The following is a 24969-nucleotide window of genomic DNA, read 5'->3' on the forward strand; positions in this document are numbered from 1 at the left end:
ATTTGAACCTTGATTATTGACTCTTAGCAATGTATCGTATATAACTTGATTTTTAGTGCAAAGTAACTGTTTTTATGCAGATTAAGAAACTTTTAATTACATCTTCTCTGTTAATTACTAATCTTTTTATACCTAATGCTGCCATTGCTCAAAATCGCGGTACTCCAGGTCAGCAATTCTCATCATGAGAATGATTATAACTATCATTAGCATCTATGCAAAATTTTCAGTTAAAGGTATGGTTTTTGTATCTCAATACTCGCGAACGCAGGAGCTTTTTTGAATCAGCCAGGAATTTTTGACGAAATAGTACAATACTTTCAGTCAATCCTGAAAGATTTACCTGATAAGCGAACAGGCAAAAACAAACGCTATCAAATGAGTGATGCAGCATTAAGCGCATTCTCCATATTTTTTACTCAGAGTCCTTCTTTTCTTGCCCATCAAAGGTCAATGGCACATAGTAAGGGACATAATAATGCTCAAAGCTTGTTTGGGGTACACCAAATTCCAAGCGATAACCATATCCGAGATTTACTTGATGAGATAGAACCAACCGTTGTGGTTTCCGGTGTTTACCAAGATTTTCAAAGCATTAGAGAATGGTAAACACTTATCAAAATTTCGTTCTTTTAAAAATAATTTGCTGATAGCTCTAGATGGAACAGAATATTTTTGCTCCAATGAAATTCACTGTGAACACTGTTCGAGCAGAACTTTTAAAAACGGAACAACTCAGTATTTTCATACTGGTGGTGACACCAGTAATTGTTTGTCCTAGTAATTCTCAAGTAATCCCGTTAATACCAGAGTTTTGTTGTCCCTCAAGACGGATATCAAAAGCAGGATTGTGAGAATGCGGCAGCAAAACGTTGGATTCAGAAATATGCCAAACAGTATGCATCTCTTGGTATTACCATTTTAGGAGATGATCTTTATTGCCATCAACCTTTATGTGAATTATTACTACAAGAAAAACTAAATTTCATTCTAGTGTGTCGGTCTAAATCCCATAAAACACTTTATGAATGGTTAGAAGGAATGCCCCTTGATACATTTAGTGTCAAACATTGGAAGGGCAAAGTCTATGAGATTTATACCTACCGTTATGTCAACCAAATTCCTTTACGGAATAGCGAGGATGCTTTATTAGTAAACTGGTGTGAATTGGCCATTACTCGCTCTGATGGGACTATAATCTACAAAATACCTTTGCGACAAATCATCGAATCACAGATATTAATGTTGAGGCGATTGTGTCAGATGGTCGCAGCAGATGGAAAATAGAAAACGAAAATAATAACACTCTTAAAACCAAAGGTTACAACTTAGAACATAATTTCGGACATGGGAAAACGCATTTATCCTCCCTATTAGCAACCTTTAATATCCTTGCATTTCTGTTTCATACTCTACTTGACATTATAGATGAGAAATACCAATTTATCCGCCAGCATTTACCAACACGCAAGACCTTCTTTGATGATTTACGCGCCTTAACTCGTTATCTTTATTTTGATAGTTGGGAAAGTCTGCTTAACTTTATGATCCACGGACTGGAATTAGAATTTCATCCCAACACAAGCTGAAAATTCATCTTACTTTTTGAGAATACTTACAACTCCGTGTAATACATGGAATTAGCTTGAATTGCCATGTATTACTTGGTAGTTCATTGTGTCTAAAAATCTGTTTGAAGTAGCCACTCCTAGTTCAAATTTATCATTCAGCAGAATTCTCAACGTCTCCCAGGCTTCATCGGTTAGTTTCGCTCTTAACATATTGATAACCATTCTCATAATGAGAATTGCTGACTCCAGGTAAATTTGATTTTTATGTACTGACACTCTCCTGGTCGCCGGATTATTGTGCAAAAAATGGTACCCGTGACCCGCAGCAGTGCGGTTCTGGAAGGAAACTTGGTTTTGTATTACATGGTTTGTGGCCACAGTACCAAACTGGTTATCCTGCTAATTGTTCCACGCAAAAACTACCGTCGGAAGTAAAGCAACGGTTTCCCAATTTGTATCCTAGTAATAAACTTTACGATCATGAATGGGAAAAACATGGTACTTGTTCGGGGAAAACTCCTGCGGAATACTTGGGATTGAGTAAAAATTTAAAAGATGCGATCGCTATTCCCGCAGCTTATAATCGTCCCAATAAACCTTTGCGTACCACAATTACAAATTTTAAAAATTCATTTGTGAGTGCTAATAATAAAATTACTGCTGATGGTGTAGCACCTTTCTGTTCTGGTTCGGGAAGGTTTTTACAAGAAGTCTTCTTTTGTTATTCCAAAAACGGTGAACCTGGTATTTGTAGTGCCGAGATTTTGAAGCGATCGCGAAAAAGTTGTGGTCAACCAGATTTCTTAGTGAGAAATGTTAGATAAAATTTGGAATGGGGAATGGGAATGGGGAATGGTTATTTCCTCCTTGCTCCCTCTGCCCCCTATTCCCTCATTTCCCCACTTTTTAAGCTATTGTCACATCTGGCGATAAGTAAACATCTTGAATGGTATGAAATAACTTCACACCTTCCTCAAAAGGACGCTGGAAGGTCTTTCGCCCAGAAATTAATCCCGAACCACCAGCGCGTTTGTTGATTACGGCGGTGCGAATTGCTTCGGCAAAGTCATTCTTACCAGTCGCACCACCAGAATTAATCAACCCTACGCGCCCAGAGTAGCAATTTAGTACTTGGTAACGAGTTAAATCAATTGGGTGATCGGTTGTCAGTTCTGTATAAACGCGCTCATCTGTTTTGCCGTAACTCTTACCACTGGCTTTGGCAACTGCACCGTAACCATTGTTATTTTCGGGTAACTTTTGTTTGATGATATCAGCTTCAATCGTCACACCTAAATGATTCGCCTGTCCGGTGAGGTCAGCCGCAAGGTGATAATCTTTATCTTGTTTAAAGGCGTTATTCCGCAGATAGCACCAGAGAATAGTCGCCATCCCTAATTCATGGGCGCGTTTAAAAGCTTTGCTGATTTCCTGAATCTGTCTGGTAGACTGGTCTGAACCAAAGTAGATTGTCGCACCTACTGCCGCCGCCCCTAAATTCCAAGCTTGTTCCACATCAGCAAACAATACCTGGTCAAATTGATTGGGGAAAGTCAGCAATTCGTTGTGATTGATCTTGGCAATGAAGGGAATTTTGTGAGCATACTTGCGCGAAACTATACCCAATACTCCTAAAGTGGTAGCAACAGCATTGCAACCTGCGGCGATCGCTAATCTGACAATATTTTCTGGGTCAAAGTAAATTGGATTGGGCGCAAAAGACGCACCCGCAGAATGTTCAATCCCTTGGTCTACAGGTAAAATCGAGAGATAACCTGTGTTTGCCAGACGACCAGTAGAATAAAGTAGCTGGAGATTACGCAATACTTGAGGATTGCGATCGCTGTTGATCCAGATTCGATCTACAAAGTCTGGCCCCGGCAAGTGTAGTAAATTCTGAGAAACCTTTGCTTTGTAGGTAAGCAGGTCTTCAGCCTCTTTACCTAGTAATGACTCGATAGAACTAGACTCTATGAGCGTTGTAGTCATAGTGTTTTCCTCAAAAATTGAGCAAATGACCTTGCCTTTAAGATAGCATTTTTAATACTCGTAACCTGGTTTTAGTTGCATTAACTAGATATATATTCCTTTTGAGATAAAAGTCTTAAATCATTCTTTAAAAATTGATAAAATCAATGATTATCTGAGATATAACCATGATTTGAACCATGATACACAAATAAAAAATCGTGCTTTTGAGGATTTCTGTGAATTGCAGACTGATAATTTGATATATTTCAATTCTGATAGTTATCATCTGACAACAAAAAGGTCGGGAAGTAATCTCCGCAGATTCCCATTGTTGTAATAATCGTTAAAAGAACAAATACAAGTCTATGAGTAAGTTTCAAATCGATATCGACTTCAGCAATATAGATTTAGCTTCCCTTGAAACAGAAGAGGATTTTCAAAGAGAGGCAAAAATATTACTACCAAAGGTACTGGTAAAACTAGGTGAAAGCGTCGGTGAGAAGACTTGGGAAGAATTACAACAGAAGATGCAAGCATCTGGAGCTAAACTCAAATCTTCTCCAACCGAGAAACGTAAGTTTATGCAAGAAACAGGAAGAACTTATCAACGAAATGCGAGTAACAGAGAAAAACAAGAACTAGAAGAATATATAGTAGATCAATTACGCCAGTACAAACTGTAAATACAGCAGTTTTCTTTTGCATGAAGTACAAATCTATAGGTTTTGAGGCAGAAGGTAGAAACTCTTTATATAGCAATCCGGTTTGATTCCTGTTCGCGCAGCGTAGCCATATTTACTTACGTCAGCAGAGAATAGGGAATAGGAAAAAATGGATAGTTAACAATAACCGTAGGTTGGGTTGAACGTTCGCGTAGCGTCCCGTAGGGAAGTGAAACCCAACCTACGTGGGTTAAGGTTTTTATGGCTAACCCAAGCGTATCGGTATCTACTTAACTTGCATGGCTAATACCATTTCGCACTTTATTTTGTAGTACTTTTGTAAACCTTAAATTTACATAAAATATATTTTGCATTATTGTATAAAAATAATCCTTATATTACAGAGGTATCAACAATAATGCTTAACTGGGACAGAACACTTCTAACTACTAGTTCTTTGTGCCTACTTTTGTTCACTACAATGCTGCCAGTCAGAGCTAAACCAGTCCAACCAAAGAAACCGGCACCCACAGCTACAACAATTTACCAGCAAGCTAAAAAAGAATTACCTGAAGATTTTTATACCCTCTATCGCGTTATAGATAGAGTAGCACGTGCCAACGAATTAGATAATCGTCCTTGGCGGGTTGTGGCTGTTCCCAAGTATGATGTCAATGCCTATGCTAGTGACGTTAATTTGGTTGCTATTTACGATGGCATACTTGACCAGTTAGCTGGTGATTCTTCAGCATTAGCTTGTGTAGTTGCCCATGAAATGGGACATCACACCAAGCGTCACATTGCTGTTGGTGAAGCTAAAAAAACTGAGTTGATTGCCAAAATTCAAGAAGAAGCAACCAAAGAAGTACTGGGAGAAAGAGAAGCTGCAAACCAAGAGTCAACAGCTGCTAACGTTGGCGGTGCCGTCGTGAATCGTGTAGTTGGAGGAACTTTTGGTGGTTTGCTGGGTTCAGTTCTTGGTAATCAAGGCGCTCAACGACAAGTAGAATCACAGCAACGCATTAATGAGATTGTCGAGAAAAAGAAAAAAGAGTTAGAACAGCGTTTAGCAGAACAAGAACGACAACAAGAGTTTGAAGCTGATGAAATTGGCTACATAGCTTCTGTGAAAGCAGGCTTTGAACCAGAAGGATGTTTAAGAGTAATGCAGGTTTTGGCTCAAACTCCTGGTTCTGAATTTGATACAACTCATCCAGCAGTACCCAAACGGATTGAGGCAATCAAAGCTTTAATTATTAAGTATCCACCCCAGACTTTGGCTAAAGAGGGTGAAGCGCGAATATCTAAGACAAAGCCTTTAACTTATAACATTTCTAAAGATAAGACCTCGTTACGGATTAACTCAGTTCGCGGTGGTTCCCAAGCAGATGATATAGAGCGCCGCTTTGGTAAATAAAAACACTAAGTTATGAGTGGCATAAATATTAAGTAGGGTGTTCATCACTACATAACACGGTGTGTTAGGCGCGAGAGTCATATTTTTTGTAACAAACTATATCGAAATATGCGCCTAACAAACCCTACAAGAATTTTATTTTTACTTTATAAATAGCCTCTAATACCCATTTTGAGGATCAAATTACGTATTAAAGAGCGGCTGGAGTCAGCTAGACTAAAGAAGAAATTGCTTAATAAGTTTTAATAATTCTGTTATGAGTACTGATTCACCTGTTAATTCTTCCGATAAGTCTGAATCTTCATTAGGGAAGCGTTTGAGAAACTTCTTAGTTGTAATGGTAGCGATCGCTCTTAGCGTTGCCCTCGTCTTAGGATTGCGAACTGAAACAACCTCAGCTTCCCTTGCCAAGTTAAGCAATTCGTCCACACCATTAGAAGTAGCCGTCAGCAACGGCAAACCATCTCTAGTAGAGTTTTATGCTGATTGGTGTACTGTCTGTCAGAAAATGGCGCCAGATATCACTCAGCTAGAAACAGAGTATGCTGACAAGATGAATTTTGTCATGCTGAATGTGGATAATACCAAGTGGCTACCTGAAATGTTGAAATATCGGGTGGACGGGATTCCCCATTTTGTATTTTTAAGTCAGCAAGGGGAAACCATAGCTCAAGCGATCGGCGATCAACCCCGCACAATTATGGCTAGTAACTTAGAAGCTTTGGTTACTGGTTCGTCTCTTCCTTATGCTCAAGCTAGCGGGAAAGTTTCCAAATTTTCAGCCCCAGTAGCACCAACAGCTAGTCAAGATGATCCCCGCAGTCATGGCAGCCAGGTAGTAAATTAAAGTAATTCGTAATTCGTAATTAAGGACTGTTATATATTTTTTGTTAAACCCAAAAATTACGAATTACGAGTTAGTAATTATTTAAAGCCTACTTAAGCCCTTAAAACTGTAAAGGCTTAATTTATGACTCTGTTCAACGTTAAATCTTTTCTGAATTTGCTAATACAGGCACATCTGGGATATAGCCATTATTTAAGATAGGTTGGCGGGTTTTCAAATCAAATTTATAGCCATGCGGTAAGATATGAAGCTTTGCTCCACAAATCGCTAAAGCCTCATCCTTTAAGATTTCGCCCATATTGTTATATGTATCCTGTACATCGACAATTGTGACTGAACCTTCACCAATGATTTCAATTTGTTTATCAGTAACTACCATCGCAGTATTCTCATCAATACCAAATCCTAAATCAGCAGGCTCTTGTACCAAAGCTGAAATTAAGCGCCCTAAGCGTCCACGTTGTAAAAAATGTTGGTCAATTACTACTCCCGGTAGAAAGCCTAAACCTGGCCCCATCTCGACAATTTCCATCCGAGGGTTAGTTTGAGAATCGCCTTCTACAATCATTTTATCTGGCATCACAGCTGCTCCTGCGCTTGTGCCTGCAATAACTGCTCCTTCAGCAAAACGCTTATGAATAGCTGTGTCAAGTTCAGTATCTTTAAGAATGCTTGTGATTCGAGCTTGATCTCCTCCAGTAAAGAATATTCCTGTAGCTTTGCTGACAGCTTCTAATGCCGTAGAAGAATATGCGTCATCACGAGTTTCCGTATCAACAATACGAGCATCTTCAGCTCCTAGCTTTTCAAATACTCTAATATAATTTTCTCCAACATCTCTAGGTAGTTCTGTCGCTGCTGTCATAATTACTATTTTTGCTTTCGTACCTCCAGCACGTCGTACAAACTCGCGTAGTATTTGACAATCTTCCTTTTTATCTTCAGCTCCTCCAATAATGATGAGTTCTTGTTTGCTATTAACTTCCATAAGAATGGCTCCTGATATTAAATTAATTTAAATTAACTATGATTCCTAGCACTACGTAATCAGTCTTTGGAGATATTGAAATACATCCTTGAAGAAGAGAATTTTCATTAAAATTAGTGATTTAAAGATGAGTAACCTAAAATCAAAACGAGAACCACAAAAGTTTGATAAAGCAAAATGGTTCATAGTTTCAACATCATTTATTAACAATGCTACACTTTTACTAAATCAACATCAGCAAGCCAGATGAATTGACTTTGACTCAATGCCGTTTCTTCCATAATTGGGGTACACCACTCCACACCGTAAAGCCAACTGCTTTTGAGCCTAAAAATTCCTTGAATAATACGACGTGTCGGTTGGGGAGTAAAATCAACTTCAACCATATCGCCTAATTTAAAAAGCGAAGTAGGAACAACACCGTTTTTGAATACATTTGTTGGATGAAATTCTTTAGAAGACAAGTAAAGTATTTCACCAAGGCAAAAAATTGCATAAACCCATTCCTGTCCTTCCCAGTGAACACCGCAGCAATAGCCTGGCAGATCAGAGCTTGACAGGAAAACTTCTTCTAGTATCTGAACTGCTAATGGAGGCATGGTTTGACCCCACGGAGGGGAAAGATGCCAGCAGGATTCCAAAAATGTAATCTGGTTAATCATAATGCTTTAGGGCACTAAGTTTCAGATGGGCAAAATGTCAAGAATAAAAGGTAAAATCCTTGTTAGGCTAGGTATGAAATGTAGGAAAAATAGTCGATTTGTAAGTTTTTTTTGTAGGTTCTTAATTTTTGTTTAGCATAAGCAAAGTATATCAGGCGTATTTTAAATATTTGTGATGATTAAATTTTTTTATGAGCTGAATTTAAATTCAGCATTAATGTACTGAGGATTGGATTTAATCTAGCTGCGATCGCTTTATTTTACGCTGCTTCGAGAAAATAATATTATTGACAGACAGCGTTATTTTTGGCTTGAGCTTTTGCGCTTGCCATAAATGCTCTCATCTTAGATTATTAATTCTGGCTAGCCGATCGCTAATACCTTTCTTTGCAAGCCTACACCAAACTTAATTTTGGGTAAAAACTTGCAACCCGATTTAGAGCATTTCTATATCGAATCGGTATAACCAATACTTTGCCACCTTAATAACAAAATACTGTTTTATTTTTGGTTTCTCATCTATCTAAATAAATATAAAACTACATCATTTTTTAAGTACTAAGTACTATATCTTATCAATATTTAGATGATACAGTAAGACATTTTATCTTTTAACTAAAAACAGACAAAATAATATTTGTCTGTTCGGTTTCGTACACAAGAAAATTAAAATTTATTAACAATAGTATTAAATTCGACAGCCCCTTCAGGAAACGCACTGCTTGTTCGCTCATCCCACCTCTATGCGAAATTACTAGTTGTACATCAAGTCTTTCACAAGCAGCAATGCAATGAAATACTGATTGTTTAGCATTCCGCTAATGTTTCGCCAACAGGTTCGAGTTGATCCACTAGCAAGGTATCAATACCTGTTGCTGCGATCGCCTTGAGACCATCTTGGCAAACTATTTCAACCGTTTGTTGCAAAATTTAAAAGAATAATGTAGTGCTTCTTTCCGCGATGAGAGCTATATTGTCAGCAGTTTATCTCGATATGTCGCATATACCAAAGGACGAGGAAAGGGAATACGGCCATTGAGACTAATTAACATCGAAAATCGTGCGGTAACTGAGTTGTTAGCACAAAGCATTATTGTAAGTTCTAGTCAAAAAAGCCTTCAGTCACTTCTGTCTTAGTGGATAGTTATTCGTCTTCACAACTGAATATAGATATTCCTATAGAATTGCCACGATCGCAATTTCAAAGTCTGGCTAATAAGCTAAAATTATTATTACCTCCCAAGCTTGTGCAAACACGTGATTATTCAGTCCGCTCACCCCATTACCAAAAGCGGATAAGACTCTTAATTCTGGCTCAGAACGATCCTTTGTATCTAAGAATGCACTAATTGTTCACACAAATTCAAACCATTGGATAGAAATAATAGCATACAGACTATTTCTTATTTAGTAGGCAGAAACCAGGCTTTTAAGATTGAATCGAATTAAGTAAATTGAGGAAACCAAAATGCCTTTAATTCGTTGGGAACCCTTTAAAGAAGCAGAAATTATGCAGCGGCAAATAAATCGATTATTCGATCAAATGCTGTCATCTCAAGAGAGCGATCGCCTACAGGGGGGCGTAGCCCATCGCGGCGATATTATTGCATTTACACCTCCTGCCGAAATCCACGAGACTAGCGATGCCTTTAAACTACGCATCGAATTACCTGGCTTAAAACCAGATGATTTGGATGTGAAAGTGTCCCCAGAAGCAGTTGAGATCAGTGGGGAACGCAGATTTGAAACCACTACTGAAGAAAAAGGCATTCGTCGCTCTGAGTTTCGCTATGGTAGCTTTGGGCGGATAATCCCCTTGTCTACACGGATTCAGAACGACAAAGTGCAAGCAGAATTTAAAGACGGTGTGCTGTGTCTAACTTTACCTAAAGCCCAGTCCGAACAGAATCGCGTGGTCAAGGTTAATCTGAGTGACAGCACAAACGGACAATCACAGCAATTAGGCAACGGTCATTCTCAGCCTACCAATGAGAAAGAGTCCCTACAGGCAGAGGAAACTGTGGCATCTAATCCTCAATAGAGAGGCAGGAGGCATACTTCGACTGCGCTCAGTACAAGGGGGCAGGGGGTAAGGTGACAAGGTGACGTAAGAAGTTTTTCCCCAAGTCCTCTTCCCCCAGCAAAGCGCACCCTGCCCCAATTCCTCTTCTACCTTGCCTATTTTTCAACTCTATCCATCAAATTTATGAATATAAACTATCAAAATTTACCAATTTTTACACTATTCATCATTGGCGCATTGTTGAGTTCGCTGTTATTGGATCGCTGGTGGCGCGATCGCATCTATAACTTGAACGGTAAAACTGTACTGATTACAGGTGGCTCGCGGGGGCTAGGGCTAGTTATGGCACGCCAGTTGATTCAAGCAGGAGCGCGTTTGGCGATTTGTGCCCGCGATCCAGAAGAATTGGAGCGATCGCGTATTGAACTAGAACAACGAGGTGGAGAGGTTCTGGCTGTACCTTGTGATGTGACTGACAAAACTCAGGTTGAGCAGATGGTACAACAGGTACGCGATCGCTTCGGCGCGATCGACATCTTAATCAACAACGCTGGCGTTGATTTTGTCGGTCCAATGGATCTGATGACGGTGGAGGACTACGACGATGCGATGAAGTTGCATTTTTGGGCACCGCTTTACGCCAGCTATGCAGTTTTGCCCCAAATGCGCGAACGACATCAAGGGCGGATAGTTAACATTTCCTCAATTGGTGGTAAGGTCGTTTTCCCCCACATGCTGCCATACTGTGCTAGCAAGTTTGCCTTAACTGGATTATCAGAAGGAATGCGGGCAGAATTGGCTCAGGAGGGAATTAGTGTTACAACCGTATGTCCTGGTTTAATCCGCACAGGCGCTCCTGAAAATGTCATATTTAAAGGTCAGCACCGTAAGGAATATGCCTGGTTCAGTATTAGTGATTCTTTGCCCTTGCTCTCAATGAGTGCTGAAGTTGTAGCTTACAAAACTATTGCTGCCTTAAAGCGAGGTGACGCAGAAATAATTCTGTCCCTTCCGGCTCAGATTGCTACCAGATTTCATGGACTGTTTCCAGGGCTAAATACTAATTTGCTTACTTGGGTAAATTGGTTACTACCTGCCGCATCGGGTGGTATTGGTACAGAGCGAGCATTGGGAAAAGACAGTCATTCTTTCTTGTCGCCCTCTTGGTTAACCTATTTGAGTAACAGAGCTGCACGGCGGAATAACACAATTACTAGAAACGAGGAAAATGGCGATCGAGCAGATCGGCAGATTGTGCAGCCAACTCCACAGACAACAACTGAGCAACCCAAAATCCAGTTAATCCAGCCTTCTCAAGCATCACCTGAAATTCAAGCCTGTTTCAACGATATCCAAGACACATTGGGAATCCCTTGGACACCTGCTAACTGGCGTGCCTATGCGATGTATCCTTCAGTGATGCAGTTGTTTTGGCAACGTCTCAAACCTGCGATGCAAACCGAAGCATTTTTAGAGGATGCGATCGCAATTAGTGAGCATGTTTATCGTGATATCAATGATTGGTATCAACCAGGTTATCAGATTGAAGTAGAACAAGCACAGCAACATCATATCCGACAAGAACTTAACGCTTTTATTTTTGGGAATCCGCAACTACTCATCCAGCAGATTGCACTGAGCAAGACGCTTGCAGGTGAGATAGTAGGTCAGGATGGCAGTATAGATTCCCGACATGGGCCAAATGCTTATCGTCATCACCAAATTCAACTGATAGATGAGCAGTCAGCTCAAGAAATTTCGCCAGAAATGCCACAGGTTTATCAAGACATTAAACAAACTCTGGGTGTACCGATTGTCAACTCCGATTACCAAGCATTAGCACGATGGCCGGCTTTCTTTCTGGCAGCTTGGTCAGACATCAAGGTTTGGCGAGAGCGACCGGAGTATCAACTTCTCGTGCAAGATGTCGTGCAGAAAGCAGAAGAAGCTGCTAGCCGCCTGTCTCCTGCTGTGTGGGTTGGTGAGCGAGAAGTAGAAGATATTCTCGATAACCCTGATAATTTCGAGCAGATTCAACAAATGGTACAGATGTTCAAGGATATATTGCCGGAACTAATCGTGCAGAATGCTCTGTTTCATTTTGGTCTAAGAAGAGTTCAATCAGTGAAGGGAATAGGGAGTAGTCAGTTGTAATTTTTTTCTTCCCTGCGCCTTTGTGCCTTCTTGCCTGTTAACTCCATATTTAGTAACGCCGATTTTTTAAAAATATTCTCTACAAAACTATGGAAATCAGAAGCCCAGCTTTTTTCATTGGGAACACTATCCCCTTCAAATACACTTGTGATGGAGACAATATTTCTCCTCCAATATACTGGGAAGCTGCACCTCAAGAAACAAAGAGTTTTGCTTTGATTGTGGATGATATTGATGCACCCAATGAAACGTTTATCCATTGGGTTATTTACAACATCCCTGCTGATATTCGTGAATTACCAGAGGGTGTTGCCAAGCAACCTAAACTTCCTGAAGGTGCATTACAGGGAAAGAATAACTTTGGAGAGTTGGGTTATGGAGGCCCTTGTCCACCCAAAAATGGGGCGCATCGTTACTTTTTCACAATCTATGCGTTAGACCAAATGCTTGATTTGGCAGCAGGAGCAAACAAACAACAGCTATTGGCAGCTATAAAGAATCATATTTTGGATAAGGCAGAACTTATGGGACGCTATGCTAGAGAAATTGAGTAAATACTGTTTTGCTCAAATGCTGAAGCAGGAGGGTTTCTCAAAAACTTTGTGATTTCCTCTTTATATATTTACTCAGCCTTGAGCAAAACTTAGGTTGCAAGATTGTTGTTGCCGCCCTCTAAAATAGTCCCCTCTAAATTGGCATCTTCTAGATTAGCTCCTGTAAGATTGGCTCTTTCTAATGCAGCTTGGTGCAGATTTGCCTGATGCAAATCCGCGATCGCTAAATCTGCCCCGCTCAAATCTGCTGCTTCCAAATTAGCTTCACTCAAATCAGCTTCACGGATGTTAGCGTGACTAAGAATCGCCTGCTCCAAGTTAGCAGCTTTGAGATTAGCCTAATTTAAAACGGCTTCATCAAGAATTGCACCTTCTAATATTGCATTGTCAAGAATTGCATCACTCAAATCGGCTTTGCTTAAATTAGCCCCTCTTAAATCTGCACCATTGAGCGTAGCCCCACTTAAGTCAGCCCGACTGAGATTTGCCTGTTGCAAATTTGCTTCATCTAGCATCGCCCCATGTAGAATTGCACCACTGAGATTGATGTTTTCCAAGACTGCACCCCTCAAGTCAACGATACTAAAGTCTCGCTCTCCTGCGGCATATAGTTGCCTGAGTTTTTCTACGTCCATCGGCTAATACCCCGTTTTTGTTCAAATACAAGACTTGAGCTTTTTGTTGAAATGATGGATTGCTGAAAATACTTCAAAGCTGGAACACTTATTTCAGGAGATCCAAAAAATAAGATGCCCAGCCCTTCTGCTGCGATCGCCGTTGAAAGCAACTTGAACTAGGCTATTCTTGAAGGTTGGTTTCAGGATCAATCGTCATCCCAATTGGGTCGGTATTAGGTAAAGTTCCTTGTATGCGATTCGCTAAAGCCCACATATCTTTAGTTAACAATTTATTTAATATAAAAATCTCAACCCAAATAGTTAATTTGAATCGTACTTAAAGAAGAACTAACTTACTTTAATAAATCATACTTAAAGAAGAACTAACTTACTTAAACATGTAATGAAGTATACAAAAGAATTAAAAACCAGATTTGGAAGAAATAGCCGCAGCACAGAGTAAGATGAAAAAATTACAACCGTCAGTAGGCATAAAGCTTCTATGCCAATCATTGCTTTTATCCTATGCCTGAAAGTAGAAAACACTTATCGAAATATTATTAAGGATTAATCTAAATTCGTCTAAAGATAACTTCCAATTTATTTAAATATATTTGTGTTCACAAACACACAATAACTCGGAATTAATCTCAGCCTACAGGTAGAAGTTAGGTCAAGTAATATACAGTTACTTGGTAACTATAAAGAATAAATAATCGAACAACAAAAGGACAAACACTACAGCAAATGCTGCATCAGGCGCTTGAACAAAAGCAGCTTTACTTGATTTAGCTTTTTTTATTCAAAACTCAGTTGAAAGGAGAGTTAATGATTTCACAGAACTTACAAGAACAACAACCAAAGCCGCCGTTTCCTGAACAACAGCAAGAAGTGCCAGGACTAGAGTCACAGATGAACCCGAAGCCAGATTATGGCGAAAATTCTTATCGCGGTTCTGGAAAACTGCAAGGTAAAGCGGCTATTATCACAGGTGGCGATTCTGGCATCGGGCGGGCAGTCGCGCTTGCCTTCGCCCGCGAAGGTGCTGATGTGCTAATTGCTTATTTAAACGAAGAACCGGATGCAGAGGAAACCGTTCGCATCGTCGAAAAAGAGGGACGTAAGTGCGTCGCTATTGCAGGCGATATCCAGCAAGAAGCGCAATGTCAACAGATCGTTGAGCGGGCGCAAAGTGAGTTCGGCAAAATCGATATCCTCGTTAATAATGCCGCTTTCCAGATGACGCGAGAAAGCCTCGATGAGATTTCGTCAGAGGAGTTCGATCGCACCTTCAAAACCAACATCTACGCGATGTTCTACCTGTGCAAAGCCGCAGTGCCACACATGCAGCCAGGTAGCGCCATCATCAATACTGCTTCCATCAATGCAGCTGAACCAAAGCCGAAGCTACTGGCGTATTCGGCAACCAAGGCAGCGATCGTAAACTTTACTGGTGGGTTGGCGCAGTTACTGGCCGAAAAGGGCATCCGGGTGAACGCTGTCGCGCCGGGTCCTGTGTGGACACCGTTAATCCCGGCGACGATGCCAAACGAACAGGTGACACAGTTCGGGCAGCAGTACCCAATGAAGCGCCCCGCACAGCCAGCCGAACTTGCACCGGTATACGTGCTGCTAGCTTCTTCCGAAGCCAGTTACGTTTCAGGCGCGGTGATTCCCGTTACTGGCGGTCAGCCCGTTCTTCCATAGCGCTTTGCTTTGATGCCAATTTCTATCAGTCTCATTGCAGATGCTTCGGCTAAACCTGCCCTGGCATTTGCGGATCTGCCGAGAACCTGCTTTCAAATCAATTCAGTGAGGCGAAATCCAAGTCAAGAAACCTATTACCAAATGGCACTCAGAAAAGCTATTTGTTGGGGTGGGGCAGGAGGCAGAGGGCAGGAGTTATAAAATCTTTGTATTTTAAGACTTTCAATTTTTTATTTTCTTCTCTTTCTGCCTCCTGCCTGATCTTTGCGCTATTCACCCATTACGTTTAAAAAAGCCTCACACCTTCAAGTTATTGGCGGGCTATCTATCAGCAGAGAGCTGGACTCTGACATTCTGCTTTATGCCCATTAACAAATAAACCTACAAAAATCTTGTTTGAATCAAAAGTTATGGCTATTTCCCTGAAACCTCTCCGAAACCAAGTTGTTGTCATTACAGGTGCCTCTAGTGGCATTGGCTTAGTAACCGCTAGAATGGCGGCAAAACAGGGTGCAAAGCTTGTCCTGGCAGCACGAAATGAAGATGCTCTCCGTCAACTGGTTGATGAAATTCGCGCCAAAGGTGGACAGGCGATTTATGTCGTAGCTGATGTCGGGCAAGAAGAAGATGTGAATCGCATCGCCGAAAGAGCGATCGCTGAATTTGGCGGTTTTGATACGTGGGTTAACAATGCAGGCGTATCGATCTTTGGTCGCTGTATGGATGTTTCAATCCCCGACATGAAGCGGATGTTTGACACGAACTTTTGGGGCGTTGTGTATGGCTCCCGCGCTGCTGTTAACCACTTTAAACAACGCAAAAGCGGCAGTGGGGCGTTAATCAATGTTGGCAGCTTTCTGGGCGATCGAGCAGTGGCGGTTCAGTCAACCTATTCCGCTTCAAAACATGCGCTGCATGGTTGGACAGATGCCTTACGAACAGAATTAGAGGCTGAAGGCGCTCCTGTATCAGTAACATTGATTCACCCCGGACGGATTGACACTCCATACAACGAACATGCCCGCAGCTACATGCCAAAACAACCCGCACATCGCGGCATGATCTACCCACCTGAAGCGGTCACTGAAGCAATTTTGTATGCCGCTGAACATCCGAAACGAGATATGTTTGTCGGTTTTCAAGCCAAGGCTCTGGCAGTATTGGCTGGCATCTCACCACGTCTCACAGACAAGTTGATAGAGCTTTGGGCGTTTCCCTCGCAACAGTCCGATCGCCCCTCGCGCGATCGAGAAGACAGTGCGCTCTATCGAGCTGGCTACGGTATGCATGAGCGAGGGACTCACCAAGGCTGGATTCGATCGGGCAGCCTCTACGTGAAGGCTGAGAAGCATCCAGTGACTACAACCATTATTGTTGTTGGTCTTGGCACCTTAATCTGGTGGTTTACATCGTTTGCGGTTTAAAGTTACTAAACTGCCAGAATTGTTCTAGACAATCCATCCCTGTACGCCACGAGATTATTACGAACATTCTTAGTACCCCGCATGAACTGGTATCCAATAAAATTAACTACCCACATTAATAAGTATGTTTTTGGCGGTCGTCTCATTCAGGAGCGACTCAGCAAAGCTAATCTTCCAGATAGTATTGTTGCAAAGACGTGGGAGATAAGCGACTATCAGGACAAGACTGGTATCGTCACCAACGGCAACTTCGCCGGAAAAACTCTTCACGATCTGGTTGAGGCATACCCAGACGAATTGGTAGGCGTTGGCTGGCGCGGGCCGCATTTCCCTATCCTATAGAAGTTCATTGATGCTTCGAGTCGGCTGCCGATTCACCTTCATCCCGACGACGAGACTGCTCAACGCCTTTATAGTGAGCCGAACGGCAAAACCGAAGCATGGCATATTTTGTGGGCAGCACCGAATGCCAGCATTTTAGCAGGTGTAAAAATTGGTGTAACCCATGAGCAATTGTTTGACGCTTTCAAGAAGCAAGACTACAATGCGGTAATGCCACGCTTCCCCATCAAAGGAGGCGACACCGTTTATGTGCCAAGCGGGATAATACACAGCTTTGGACCCGACACTCTGATTTTCGAGGTCGAACAAACATCCGACCTTTCGCAAGACGTAATGCCGAGTGATATGAAAGGCAACAGTCGCAGCGAGAACGAGTGGGAAAAGTGCATTAATACTACCCTTGAGCAACTACGTACTGATTACCAGCCACGTCCTTTTGCTGGACTCTTATTACAAGAAGGAGCCAACCGTTACATCAAAGGATGCGCCGGACCATACTTTGCACTCGAAAGATGGACCCTAACCCAAGCGCATATTGAGCCGGAACACCCGTGGCGTTGCCTGACCCTATCCAATATTGGAACGTCAGTAAGGATTGAGTACCAGGGTGGAAGTGAGACACTTGCTTGTGGTGAGTCATGCATTATCCCAGCTGCTCTTAACGGAGTGCGAATCTTACCTACTGGGCAGCCTGAAAGCGCGGCAAGCCTGATTGTTTGCTATGTCCCGGATTTAGAAAGCGACATAGTTATGCCACTTCGATCGCTAGGTCATTCAGACGATGACATACGCGCACTTGGTGAAGTTGGAATTTAAGCCATCACCCTGGCTTTCTTAATTTTGAATTTCTATAAAATCTGTTTGAAAGCTTATGCAATCTGGCAAAAAATGGGCTATCCAAATGGCAAGTCTGTAAAATATTGGCTTCAGGCTGAAAAGAAGTTGATAGATTTTAAAATTTAACTTTATTCGGTAAATTAAGCTCTGAAGTTAACTGTTAGCAGTCATTACTTGATTGATAAGGGTTTGAGCTATTTTCTACCCAAGTATTTAAGATGTAGCGCGTAGGATGCTACAAATCCAAGTGTTTTTGTAGTGTCTCTTGCGATACTAATCATTCGCAGGCTTAATTGATGTCGCCAAGCATTTATGCAAATCAGTTGCACTTGCACTGGCAAACTTGACTTTATCTTCAGAATTGGGGTGGTTGCAGGCAAAAATGCTATCTATCTAGCAAATTCAATGGATGGTTCCCTTATTCTCTTATATAACCTGATTTTAGTTATTTTCCTTTTGTTTGCTAATGCTTATTGACTAATAAATGAGTTTAAAACATTTATTTAGACAATTTATATAAATAAAATTCTTCTGACAAGCACTTTATCGTGTGGCAGATTTATGATAGTTATTAGGCACCTAAATTTAATGCTTTTTTTTTAGATAACCTGGCAAAGATTGGTAATGTATATGCCATAATGTCACGAGCTAGGGCTATATAAACTTATTGTTATACTTCACCACATAAGTTGGGAAGGTATCAGTATTGGCTACGAAAAAATATAATACTACTAGCCCTAACCGATCGATGAATGATTGGGTAAAAACTCATGCTAAATCTGGGAATCCAATATTTGGGTCTGGATCTAATCTATAGCAGGGGTTGATTGAGTTATGGATAGGGAGGAAATTTGATGAAATTGTTAGATTTAGACAATCCTGAGGTTAAATTAGCCTCTAAAACTGATAGTAATTTTGTGGACTTAACAGCAACACACCCACGGCCATTGTTAAAGCGATCGCGCTGGCAATCTTTAAATGGGCTGTGGAAATTTTCATTTGATGACCAGGGAAAATGTGTCGAACCCAGCGATTTTAGTCAATGGTCTAATTATATAGAAGTTCCTTATGCGCCCGAATCTACCAAAAGTGGGATTAACGATCGCGGGTTTCATCCAAACTGCTGGTATGAGCGAGAATTTGAAACACCACCAGGGGACGGCAGATTACTGTTACACTTTGGCGCTGTGGACTATCGCGCTCGTGTGTGGGTAAACGATAAATACATAGCCGAGCATGAAGGCGGACACACCTCTTTCACTCTCGATATTACCCATGCCTTAAATGACAGTGGTACTACAAAGGTAACAGTGTGGGCGCAAGACGATCCGCACGACCTCGCCAAACCTCGTGGTAAACAAGATTGGCACTTGAAACCCCATAGTATTTGGTATCCTCGCACAAGTGGTATTTGGCAAACAGTTTGGCTGGAACGTGTAGGTGAGACTTATATCGGTAATCTTCGTTGGATTCCCGACTGCGAACGGTGGGAAATTGGGTTTGAAGCTGGGCTGGCTGGTAATTTACTTACTTCGGGTGTACAAATTAAAATTAAACTCAGCGCTGGCGGTCGGGTGTTAGCAAGCGATACCTATGAAATATTCAATGGAGAAATTACCCGCCGCATTGTTCTGAGCGATCCGGGTATTGACGATTGCCGTAATGAATTACTGTGGAGTCCAGAAAAGCCGACGCTGATAGATGCTCAAATTCAGCTATGGGATAAAGATTGTCTTTTAGATGAAGTGCAATCTTATACAGCGATGCGGACTGTGAGCATTCAGCGCGATCGCTTTATGCTCAACGGTCGCCCCTACTATCTGCGGCTAGTTCTCGACCAAGGCTATTGGCCTGAGACATTAATGACTCCACCCAGTGACGAAGCATTACGACATGATGTAGAACTCGTCAAAGCTATGGGTTTTAACGGAGTACGCAAACACCAAAAAATTGAAGACCCCCGCTTTTTATATTGGGCAGACGTTTTAGGGTTGTTAGTATGGGAGGAGATGCCCAGCGCTTACCGCTTCACACCGAAAGCTGTGGAACGGATGACCCATGAATGGACGGAAATCATCAAGCGAGATGTCAGCCATCCTTGTATTGTGGCGTGGGTGCCGTTTAATGAATCTTGGGGTGTGCCAAATTTGGTTGAAACGGCGGCTCATCGTAACTACGTGTTAGCTATGTATCATCTGACTAAAACTCTCGATCCAACTCGCCCAGTAATTGGTAACGATGGTTGGGAAAGTACAGATACTGACATCCTCGCTATTCACGACTATGAACGCCAGCCTGAGCGATTAGCCCATCGCTACAGAGCGGATATTCAAATATCGGATTTATTTGAGCGTAGCCGTCCTGGGGGGCGTATCCTCACCCTGGATAACTATCCCCATCAGGGACAACCAGTGATGTTGACCGAGTTTGGTGGCATCGCTTATGCCCCCATTGACCAACCTAATGCCGATCAAGCTTGGGGATATGAACACTGCTCAAATATCTCCGAACTAGAAATGAAATACGCTGCTCTGCTCAAAACAGTTAATGACATTGAGCTATTTAGCGGATTCTGTTACACACAATTAACTGATACCTTTCAAGAAGCTAACGGTTTATTGTATGGCGATCGCACGCCGAAATTTCCCATTGAGGCAATCCGCGCAGCAACCCTCTCAGGACAAGGTTTATGTACTCCCACAAGCTGTTAAAGCCCGACGGACGCAAACTAAAGTTATACAGTCGCTACCCAATTACTAGTCAGTTAGAAGCCACTAGCCCTAGTAATGAGCCAGTGCAAGCTAATCCCCACTTGCGCTGGCACCCCTTGCGGGGTGAATGGGTAGCTTATGCGAGTCACCGTCAAGGGCGGACATTCATGCCGCCCCCAGAATATAATCCCCTCGCACCTACCACCAACCCTGAGTTCCCAACAGAACTACCCCAAGGTAAGTATGACGTGGCAGTGTTTGATAACCGCTTTCCCTCAATGACTCCCACAGCCAACAATCCACCTGATACCATCGTGGAAACGTTACCAGCTAATGGAGCCTGTGAGGTAGTGGTTTTTACGCAAGATGCCCGCGCCTCCTTGAGTTCCTTAGAGTTGGATCATCTAGATTTGTTGTTGGAAGTCTGGGGCGATCGCACCCGCGAACTAGGACTAAATCCGCAAATTCAGTATGTGCTGCCCTTTGAAAATAAAGGGGTAGAGGTGGGTGTAACATTGCACCATCCCCACGGGCAAATTTACGCCTATCCTTTTATACCGCCTGTTCCGGCGCGGATGCTGTCAATGCAGCAGGAGTATTATGAAAAACATCGGCGGGGTTTACTGCAAGACTTGATTCAGAAGGAAATTGCAGACAATCGACGGATTATTTATCAAGATGAGTATGCGATCGCATTTGTCCCCGTATGCGCTCGTTACCCCTATGAAGTCTGGATTGCACCGAAAGAGCCAGTTAGCACTTTCATGGATCTTACCCCAGAACAACGTTGGGGACTTGCCAAAGCGTTAAAAACTGTCACTCTCAAGTATGACGGTTTGTGGAATCGCCCGTTTCCTTACTTGATGGCTTGGTTCCAAGCACCCACGGATGGTTTAGCCCATCCAGAAGCGCATTTACACGCCGAGTTTTTTCCACCATATCGGACAAGCGAAAGGCTGAAGTATCTGGCGGGAACCGAACTTGCAGCCGGGATGTTTGCCAATGATGCTTTACCAGAAGAAAAAGCAAAGGAACTACAAGCTGTGGTGGTAAATATTGAAGAACCGATTTCGGTGTGACAGGGTTTGAAACTGTAATTTAATTTCTTGACAAACCTACCCATTTATTAATGTTTGTCCACCTCTTGAATTAGTTCATCAACAAACTGTCTTAGAGGATGTTTGAAAATTCTACGCTTGTATTCAGATCCCCCCTATAGCCCCCATTAAAAAAGGGGGAATAACCTTCTCAAAGTCCTCCTTAAAAAGGAGGATTTAGGAGGATCTAAAGTTTTGTATACCTCAGTCACCACTTTTCAAACAACCTCTTAACCATCCCTTCTAATCAGGGATGGTTTTTAACTTTTTTGTAATACCGTTTCACTTTAAAAATAATCATACAAATAGTTAGAGCCACAGCATTGCTATGCCCTTACGAGAAATCTATATAACTCCAGACTGGATTCTGATAGTTCTGCTATAAGCCTTCTGATAGTGTATTTCTCCAAACAAAAGAGTTTAGGCTGGGGGTGTTTAGTTATAAAGATGAGAGGTAATAGTTATGCCTGGTGGACATGCTAGCCATAAAGGTGCTTCTAATAAACCCAATATTAATGCCAATGGAGTAATTGATGATGCTGCCGATCAATCATTAAACCCTGACGATCTCCTGTCTGAAGAGCAAACTAACACAGAAGTCCATAGAGTCGAAGAAAGTGTTAAATTTCCTCCTGCTACCGAACGCCCAGGTGAAAAATCAAATACTAGTACCTGAAGTAACAATAGGACTTATATTTGATTTTTGAAATAGGCGTAGTAGGCATAGGGTGCGTTACGCTTTGCTAACGCACCTCACATAAGTCAATACAGTTCAGATAAGACCAAAACACTTGTAGAGACGGCGATTTATCGCGTCTCAAAAACCCAAAATTTTTGCCAGTAGCCCTTAACTGAACCGTATTGTCATATAAGTAGGTCGGCGTAAATAATTATCGTTGGGATAAGGCAGGGGGCAATGGAGCATATTTACCCGTCAGTGGTGGTATACAAATGCTTTGATCGGTGCCAGGAAGCAATGACCAGACGAGGTGAAGGGATTTCAATATACAAAAATCCCCCTCAATACCGTTAGGTTAGAGGGGGAGATGGCTAAGTCAGAGGATATCTATCAAAAACTTCAACCGAATTTCCCGGCAGTTGAAGCTATGAGGAATGCTGCATAAGTAAGGATGTAGCCAACTGTAAAGTGAGCTAGACCTACTAACCAACCCTGGACAATAGACAGAGCAACAGGCTTATCTTTCCAGTGAACTAAGTTAGCTAGCGGAGTGCGTTCGTGTGCCCAGACAAGAGTTTCAATTAACTCTTGCCAGTAGCCACGCCAGCTAATCAAGAACATGAAACCAGTTGCCCAAACCAGGTGTCCAAAGAGGAACATCCAAGCCCAGACAGACAAATTATTTGTGCCGTAGGGGTTATAACCGTTAATCAACTGAGCGGAGTTAGCCCAGAGGTAATCACGGAACCAACCCATCAGGTATGTAGAGTTCTCATTGAATTGAGCGACGTTACCTTGCCAAACGCCTAGATGCTTCCAATGCCAATAAAAAGTCACCCAACCAAGGAGATTCAGCATCCAGAAGATGGCGAGATAAAAAGACTGTTCCCAAGAGGAAGTTTGGCAAGTACCACCCCGACCAGGCCCATCGCAGGGGAAGGTGAAGCCGAAGTCCTTTTTATCAGGCATCAATTTGGTACCACGAGCATCCAATGCGCCCTTGACACAAATTAATGTGGTAGTGTGCAACCCTAAAGCGATCGCATGGTGAACCAGGAAATCACCAGGCCCAATCGTCAAGAACAGGGAGTTAGTACCGGAATTAATCGCTGCTGTCCAGTTTGGCAACCAAACGTTACCGTAATTGGGCCAAGCTGTGTAGGCAATGCTATCTGGGTTAGATAGTAAAGTATCCATCCCATACAGTAGTTTCCCGTGAGCAGATTGGATGAATTGAGCAAATACTGGCTCAATCAAAATTTGCTTTTCAGGAGTGCCAAAGGCAACTACAACATCGTTGTGGACGTACAATCCGAGGGTGTGAAAGCCTAAGAATAGCGACACCCAACTTAAGTGAGAAATAATCGCTTCTTTATGCTGAAGTACACGCTCCAGGACGTTGCCTTTGTTTTGCTCTGGGTCGTAATCCCGAACCCAGAAGATACCAGCATGAGCGAATGCACCAATCATCAAGAACCCAGCGATGTACTGGTGATGAGTGTACAGTGCCGCCTGTGTTGTGTAGTCCTTACCGATGAAGGCGTAAGGAGGCATCGAGTACATGTGCTGTGCTACTAACGACAGGGCAGTACCCAACGCTGCCAAGTGTAAAGATAACTGGAAGTGCAGCGAGTTGTTATAGGTGTCGTATAGCCCTTGGTGCGGTAAGTTGAACTGACCTTCAGTTTGGATGCCAAAGAATTTTTTGGAGTTGAGCATCTCTTTGATGCTGTGACCAATCCCGAAGTTAGTCCGGTACATGTGACCGGCAACGATAAAGATGACTGCGATCGCTAAATGGTGATGAGCCATATCGGTCAGCCATAGCGATTCAGTCTGGGGATGGAAACCACCCAAAAAAGTCAGAATAGCAGTCCCTGCGCCTTGAGATGTGCCAAACAGATGCCCTGCTGTATCAGGATTCTGAGCGTATACACCCCAGTCACCCCTCCAGAAAGGTGCTAAACCTGCTGGGTGAGGTAAGGTAGTGAGAAAATTATTCCAACCAACATGCTGACCGCGAGATTCGGGAATGGCAACGTGAATAAGATGTCCAGCCCAAGCTAGAGAGCTAACACCAAACAAACCTGCCAGGTGGTGATTCAAACGAGGTTCAGCACTCTTGAACCAAGCCAAGCTGGGACGATATTTAGGTTGCAAGTGGAGCCAACCAGCAAACAAGAACAATGCTGCTAACAGCAACAAAAACACTGAACCTTGATAGAGGTCATTATTCGTCCGCATCCCAATGGTGTACCACCAGTGGTAGACACCAGAGTAAGCAATGTTAACAGGATAGGGAGCGCCCCCTTGGGTAAAAGCTTGTACTGCTGCTTTACCGAAATGAGGGTCCCAAATTGCGTGGGCGATTGGGCGAATATGCAGCGGATCTTTAATCCACTGTTCAAAATTACCTTGCCAAGCTACGTGGAATAATAAGCTAGATGCCCACAGAAATATGATTGCCACGTGACCGAAGTGAGTAGCGAAAATCTTTTGGTAAAGATTTTCCTCGGTCATACCATCATGGCTTTCAAAATCATTTCCCGTAGCGATCGCATACCAGATCCGACGTGTAGTCGGGTCTTGTGCGAGATCCTGGTTAAATTTAGGATATTTTGTGGCCATGCAATTTAATTACATCTCCTTAAACGCTAATCCAAGTTACTAGTTCTAGTGAGCCAGCAACTTTTTACAATTGAATCA

Annotated in this window: 22 protein-coding genes and 1 pseudogene; 17 read left to right on the forward strand and 6 right to left on the reverse strand. The window is 42.3% G+C overall.

From position 1 onward, the window contains the following. Positions 1-306: 306 nt before the first annotated feature. Together NPUN_RS38185 and NPUN_RS01000 are read left to right on the forward strand one after the other, a co-directional pair. A pseudogene (locus NPUN_RS38185) lies at positions 307-1589 on the forward strand (ISNCY family transposase). Positions 1590-1807: 218 nt separating this feature from the next. Continuing rightward, positions 1808-2395, forward strand: a complete 588-nt coding sequence (locus tag NPUN_RS01000; protein ID WP_083782294.1) for a ribonuclease T2 family protein — start codon at positions 1808-1810, stop codon at positions 2393-2395. Positions 2396-2477: 82 nt separating this feature from the next. On the opposite strand, the gene NPUN_RS01005 is transcribed toward NPUN_RS01000, so the two are convergent. Continuing rightward, on the reverse strand, positions 2478-3560 hold the full coding sequence (locus tag NPUN_RS01005; RefSeq protein WP_012407009.1) for a class I fructose-bisphosphate aldolase: 1083 nt from the start codon (positions 3558-3560) through the stop codon (positions 2478-2480). A 347-nt stretch (positions 3561-3907) separates the two neighbouring features. Between NPUN_RS01005 and NPUN_RS01010 the strand changes: the two genes are divergently transcribed. The 3 genes from NPUN_RS01010 (at position 3908) to NPUN_RS01020 (ending at position 6468) form a co-directional block, all read left to right on the forward strand. Next, the gene (locus NPUN_RS01010; RefSeq protein WP_012407010.1) at positions 3908-4225 is read left to right on the forward strand and encodes a hypothetical protein; all 318 of its coding nucleotides are present in this window, start codon (positions 3908-3910) and stop codon (positions 4223-4225) included. A gap of 460 nt (positions 4226-4685) precedes the next feature. Then, positions 4686-5621 carry a M48 family metallopeptidase gene (locus NPUN_RS01015; RefSeq protein WP_234711026.1) on the forward strand — a complete coding sequence of 312 codons (936 nt, stop codon included), beginning with the start codon at positions 4686-4688 and terminating at the stop codon, positions 5619-5621. A gap of 256 nt (positions 5622-5877) precedes the next feature. After that, on the forward strand, positions 5878-6468 hold the full coding sequence (locus tag NPUN_RS01020) for a thioredoxin family protein (protein ID WP_012407012.1): 591 nt from the start codon (positions 5878-5880) through the stop codon (positions 6466-6468). A gap of 139 nt (positions 6469-6607) precedes the next feature. Here NPUN_RS01020 and NPUN_RS01025 read toward each other — a convergent pair whose 3' ends face one another. After that, the gene (locus NPUN_RS01025; protein WP_012407013.1) at positions 6608-7456 is read right to left on the reverse strand and encodes a cyanophycinase; all 849 of its coding nucleotides are present in this window, start codon (positions 7454-7456) and stop codon (positions 6608-6610) included. 212 nt (positions 7457-7668) lie between these two features. Next, positions 7669-8118, reverse strand: a complete 450-nt coding sequence (locus NPUN_RS01030; protein ID WP_012407014.1) for a DUF1392 domain-containing protein — start codon at positions 8116-8118, stop codon at positions 7669-7671. Positions 8119-9586: 1468 nt separating this feature from the next. On the opposite strand from NPUN_RS01030, the gene NPUN_RS01035 reads away from it, so the two are divergent. The 3 genes from NPUN_RS01035 (at position 9587) to NPUN_RS01045 (ending at position 12849) form a co-directional block, all read left to right on the forward strand. Further along, a complete protein-coding gene (locus NPUN_RS01035) occupies positions 9587-10159 on the forward strand; it encodes an Hsp20/alpha crystallin family protein (RefSeq protein WP_012407015.1) in 573 nt (190 codons plus the stop codon). Positions 10160-10324: 165 nt separating this feature from the next. Next, the gene (locus NPUN_RS38190; protein ID WP_012407016.1) at positions 10325-12295 is read left to right on the forward strand and encodes an SDR family NAD(P)-dependent oxidoreductase; all 1971 of its coding nucleotides are present in this window, start codon (positions 10325-10327) and stop codon (positions 12293-12295) included. Positions 12296-12384: 89 nt separating this feature from the next. Then, positions 12385-12849 (forward strand): YbhB/YbcL family Raf kinase inhibitor-like protein, encoded by a 465-nt coding sequence (locus tag NPUN_RS01045; RefSeq protein WP_012407017.1) that lies wholly within the window; start codon positions 12385-12387, stop codon positions 12847-12849. Between the two features lie 89 nt (positions 12850-12938). Here the strand turns inward: NPUN_RS01045 and NPUN_RS44410 are convergent, their stop codons facing one another. Then, positions 12939-13166, reverse strand: a complete 228-nt coding sequence (locus NPUN_RS44410) for a pentapeptide repeat-containing protein (RefSeq protein WP_012407018.1) — start codon at positions 13164-13166, stop codon at positions 12939-12941. A 21-nt stretch (positions 13167-13187) separates the two neighbouring features. Then, complete coding sequence (locus tag NPUN_RS44415; protein ID WP_012407019.1) at positions 13188-13484, reverse strand: pentapeptide repeat-containing protein; 297 nt, start codon at positions 13482-13484, stop codon at positions 13188-13190. Positions 13485-14294: 810 nt separating this feature from the next. Here NPUN_RS44415 and NPUN_RS01055 point away from each other — a divergent pair. The 9 genes from NPUN_RS01055 (at position 14295) to NPUN_RS01085 (ending at position 22260) form a co-directional block, all read left to right on the forward strand. Next, entirely contained in the window at positions 14295-15173 is an 879-nt protein-coding gene (locus NPUN_RS01055; RefSeq protein ID WP_012407020.1) for an SDR family oxidoreductase, read from the forward strand. Between the two features lie 12 nt (positions 15174-15185). After that, positions 15186-15374: a hypothetical protein gene (locus NPUN_RS01060; protein ID WP_041565113.1), complete on the forward strand. Its 189-nt coding sequence runs from the start codon at positions 15186-15188 to the stop codon at positions 15372-15374. Positions 15375-15583: 209 nt separating this feature from the next. After that, the gene (locus NPUN_RS01065) at positions 15584-16597 is read left to right on the forward strand and encodes an SDR family oxidoreductase (protein WP_012407021.1); all 1014 of its coding nucleotides are present in this window, start codon (positions 15584-15586) and stop codon (positions 16595-16597) included. A gap of 81 nt (positions 16598-16678) precedes the next feature. After that, a complete protein-coding gene (locus NPUN_RS42920; RefSeq protein ID WP_234711027.1) occupies positions 16679-16939 on the forward strand; it encodes a hypothetical protein in 261 nt (86 codons plus the stop codon). Between the two features lie 333 nt (positions 16940-17272). Then, a complete protein-coding gene (locus tag NPUN_RS42925; protein WP_234711028.1) occupies positions 17273-17755 on the forward strand; it encodes a hypothetical protein in 483 nt (160 codons plus the stop codon). Between the two features lie 72 nt (positions 17756-17827). Continuing rightward, on the forward strand, positions 17828-17902 hold the full coding sequence (locus tag NPUN_RS44635) for a hypothetical protein (RefSeq protein WP_419788449.1): 75 nt from the start codon (positions 17828-17830) through the stop codon (positions 17900-17902). A gap of 728 nt (positions 17903-18630) precedes the next feature. Continuing rightward, positions 18631-20487: a glycoside hydrolase family 2 protein gene (locus NPUN_RS01075; RefSeq protein ID WP_012407022.1), complete on the forward strand. Its 1857-nt coding sequence runs from the start codon at positions 18631-18633 to the stop codon at positions 20485-20487. Further along, complete coding sequence (gene galT / locus NPUN_RS01080) at positions 20466-21566, forward strand: galactose-1-phosphate uridylyltransferase (protein ID WP_012407023.1); 1101 nt, start codon at positions 20466-20468, stop codon at positions 21564-21566. The genes NPUN_RS01075 and galT overlap by 22 nt, the downstream gene beginning before the upstream one ends. A gap of 481 nt (positions 21567-22047) precedes the next feature. Beyond that, on the forward strand, positions 22048-22260 hold the full coding sequence (locus NPUN_RS01085; protein WP_012407024.1) for a hypothetical protein: 213 nt from the start codon (positions 22048-22050) through the stop codon (positions 22258-22260). Positions 22261-22662: 402 nt separating this feature from the next. Here NPUN_RS01085 and psaB read toward each other — a convergent pair whose 3' ends face one another. Continuing rightward, complete coding sequence (gene psaB, locus NPUN_RS01090; RefSeq protein ID WP_012407025.1) at positions 22663-24891, reverse strand: photosystem I core protein PsaB; 2229 nt, start codon at positions 24889-24891, stop codon at positions 22663-22665. Between the last annotated feature and the right edge of the window lie 78 nt (positions 24892-24969).

Source organism: Nostoc punctiforme PCC 73102 (assembly GCF_000020025.1).
Lineage (GTDB): Bacteria > Cyanobacteriota > Cyanobacteriia > Cyanobacteriales > Nostocaceae > Nostoc > Nostoc punctiforme.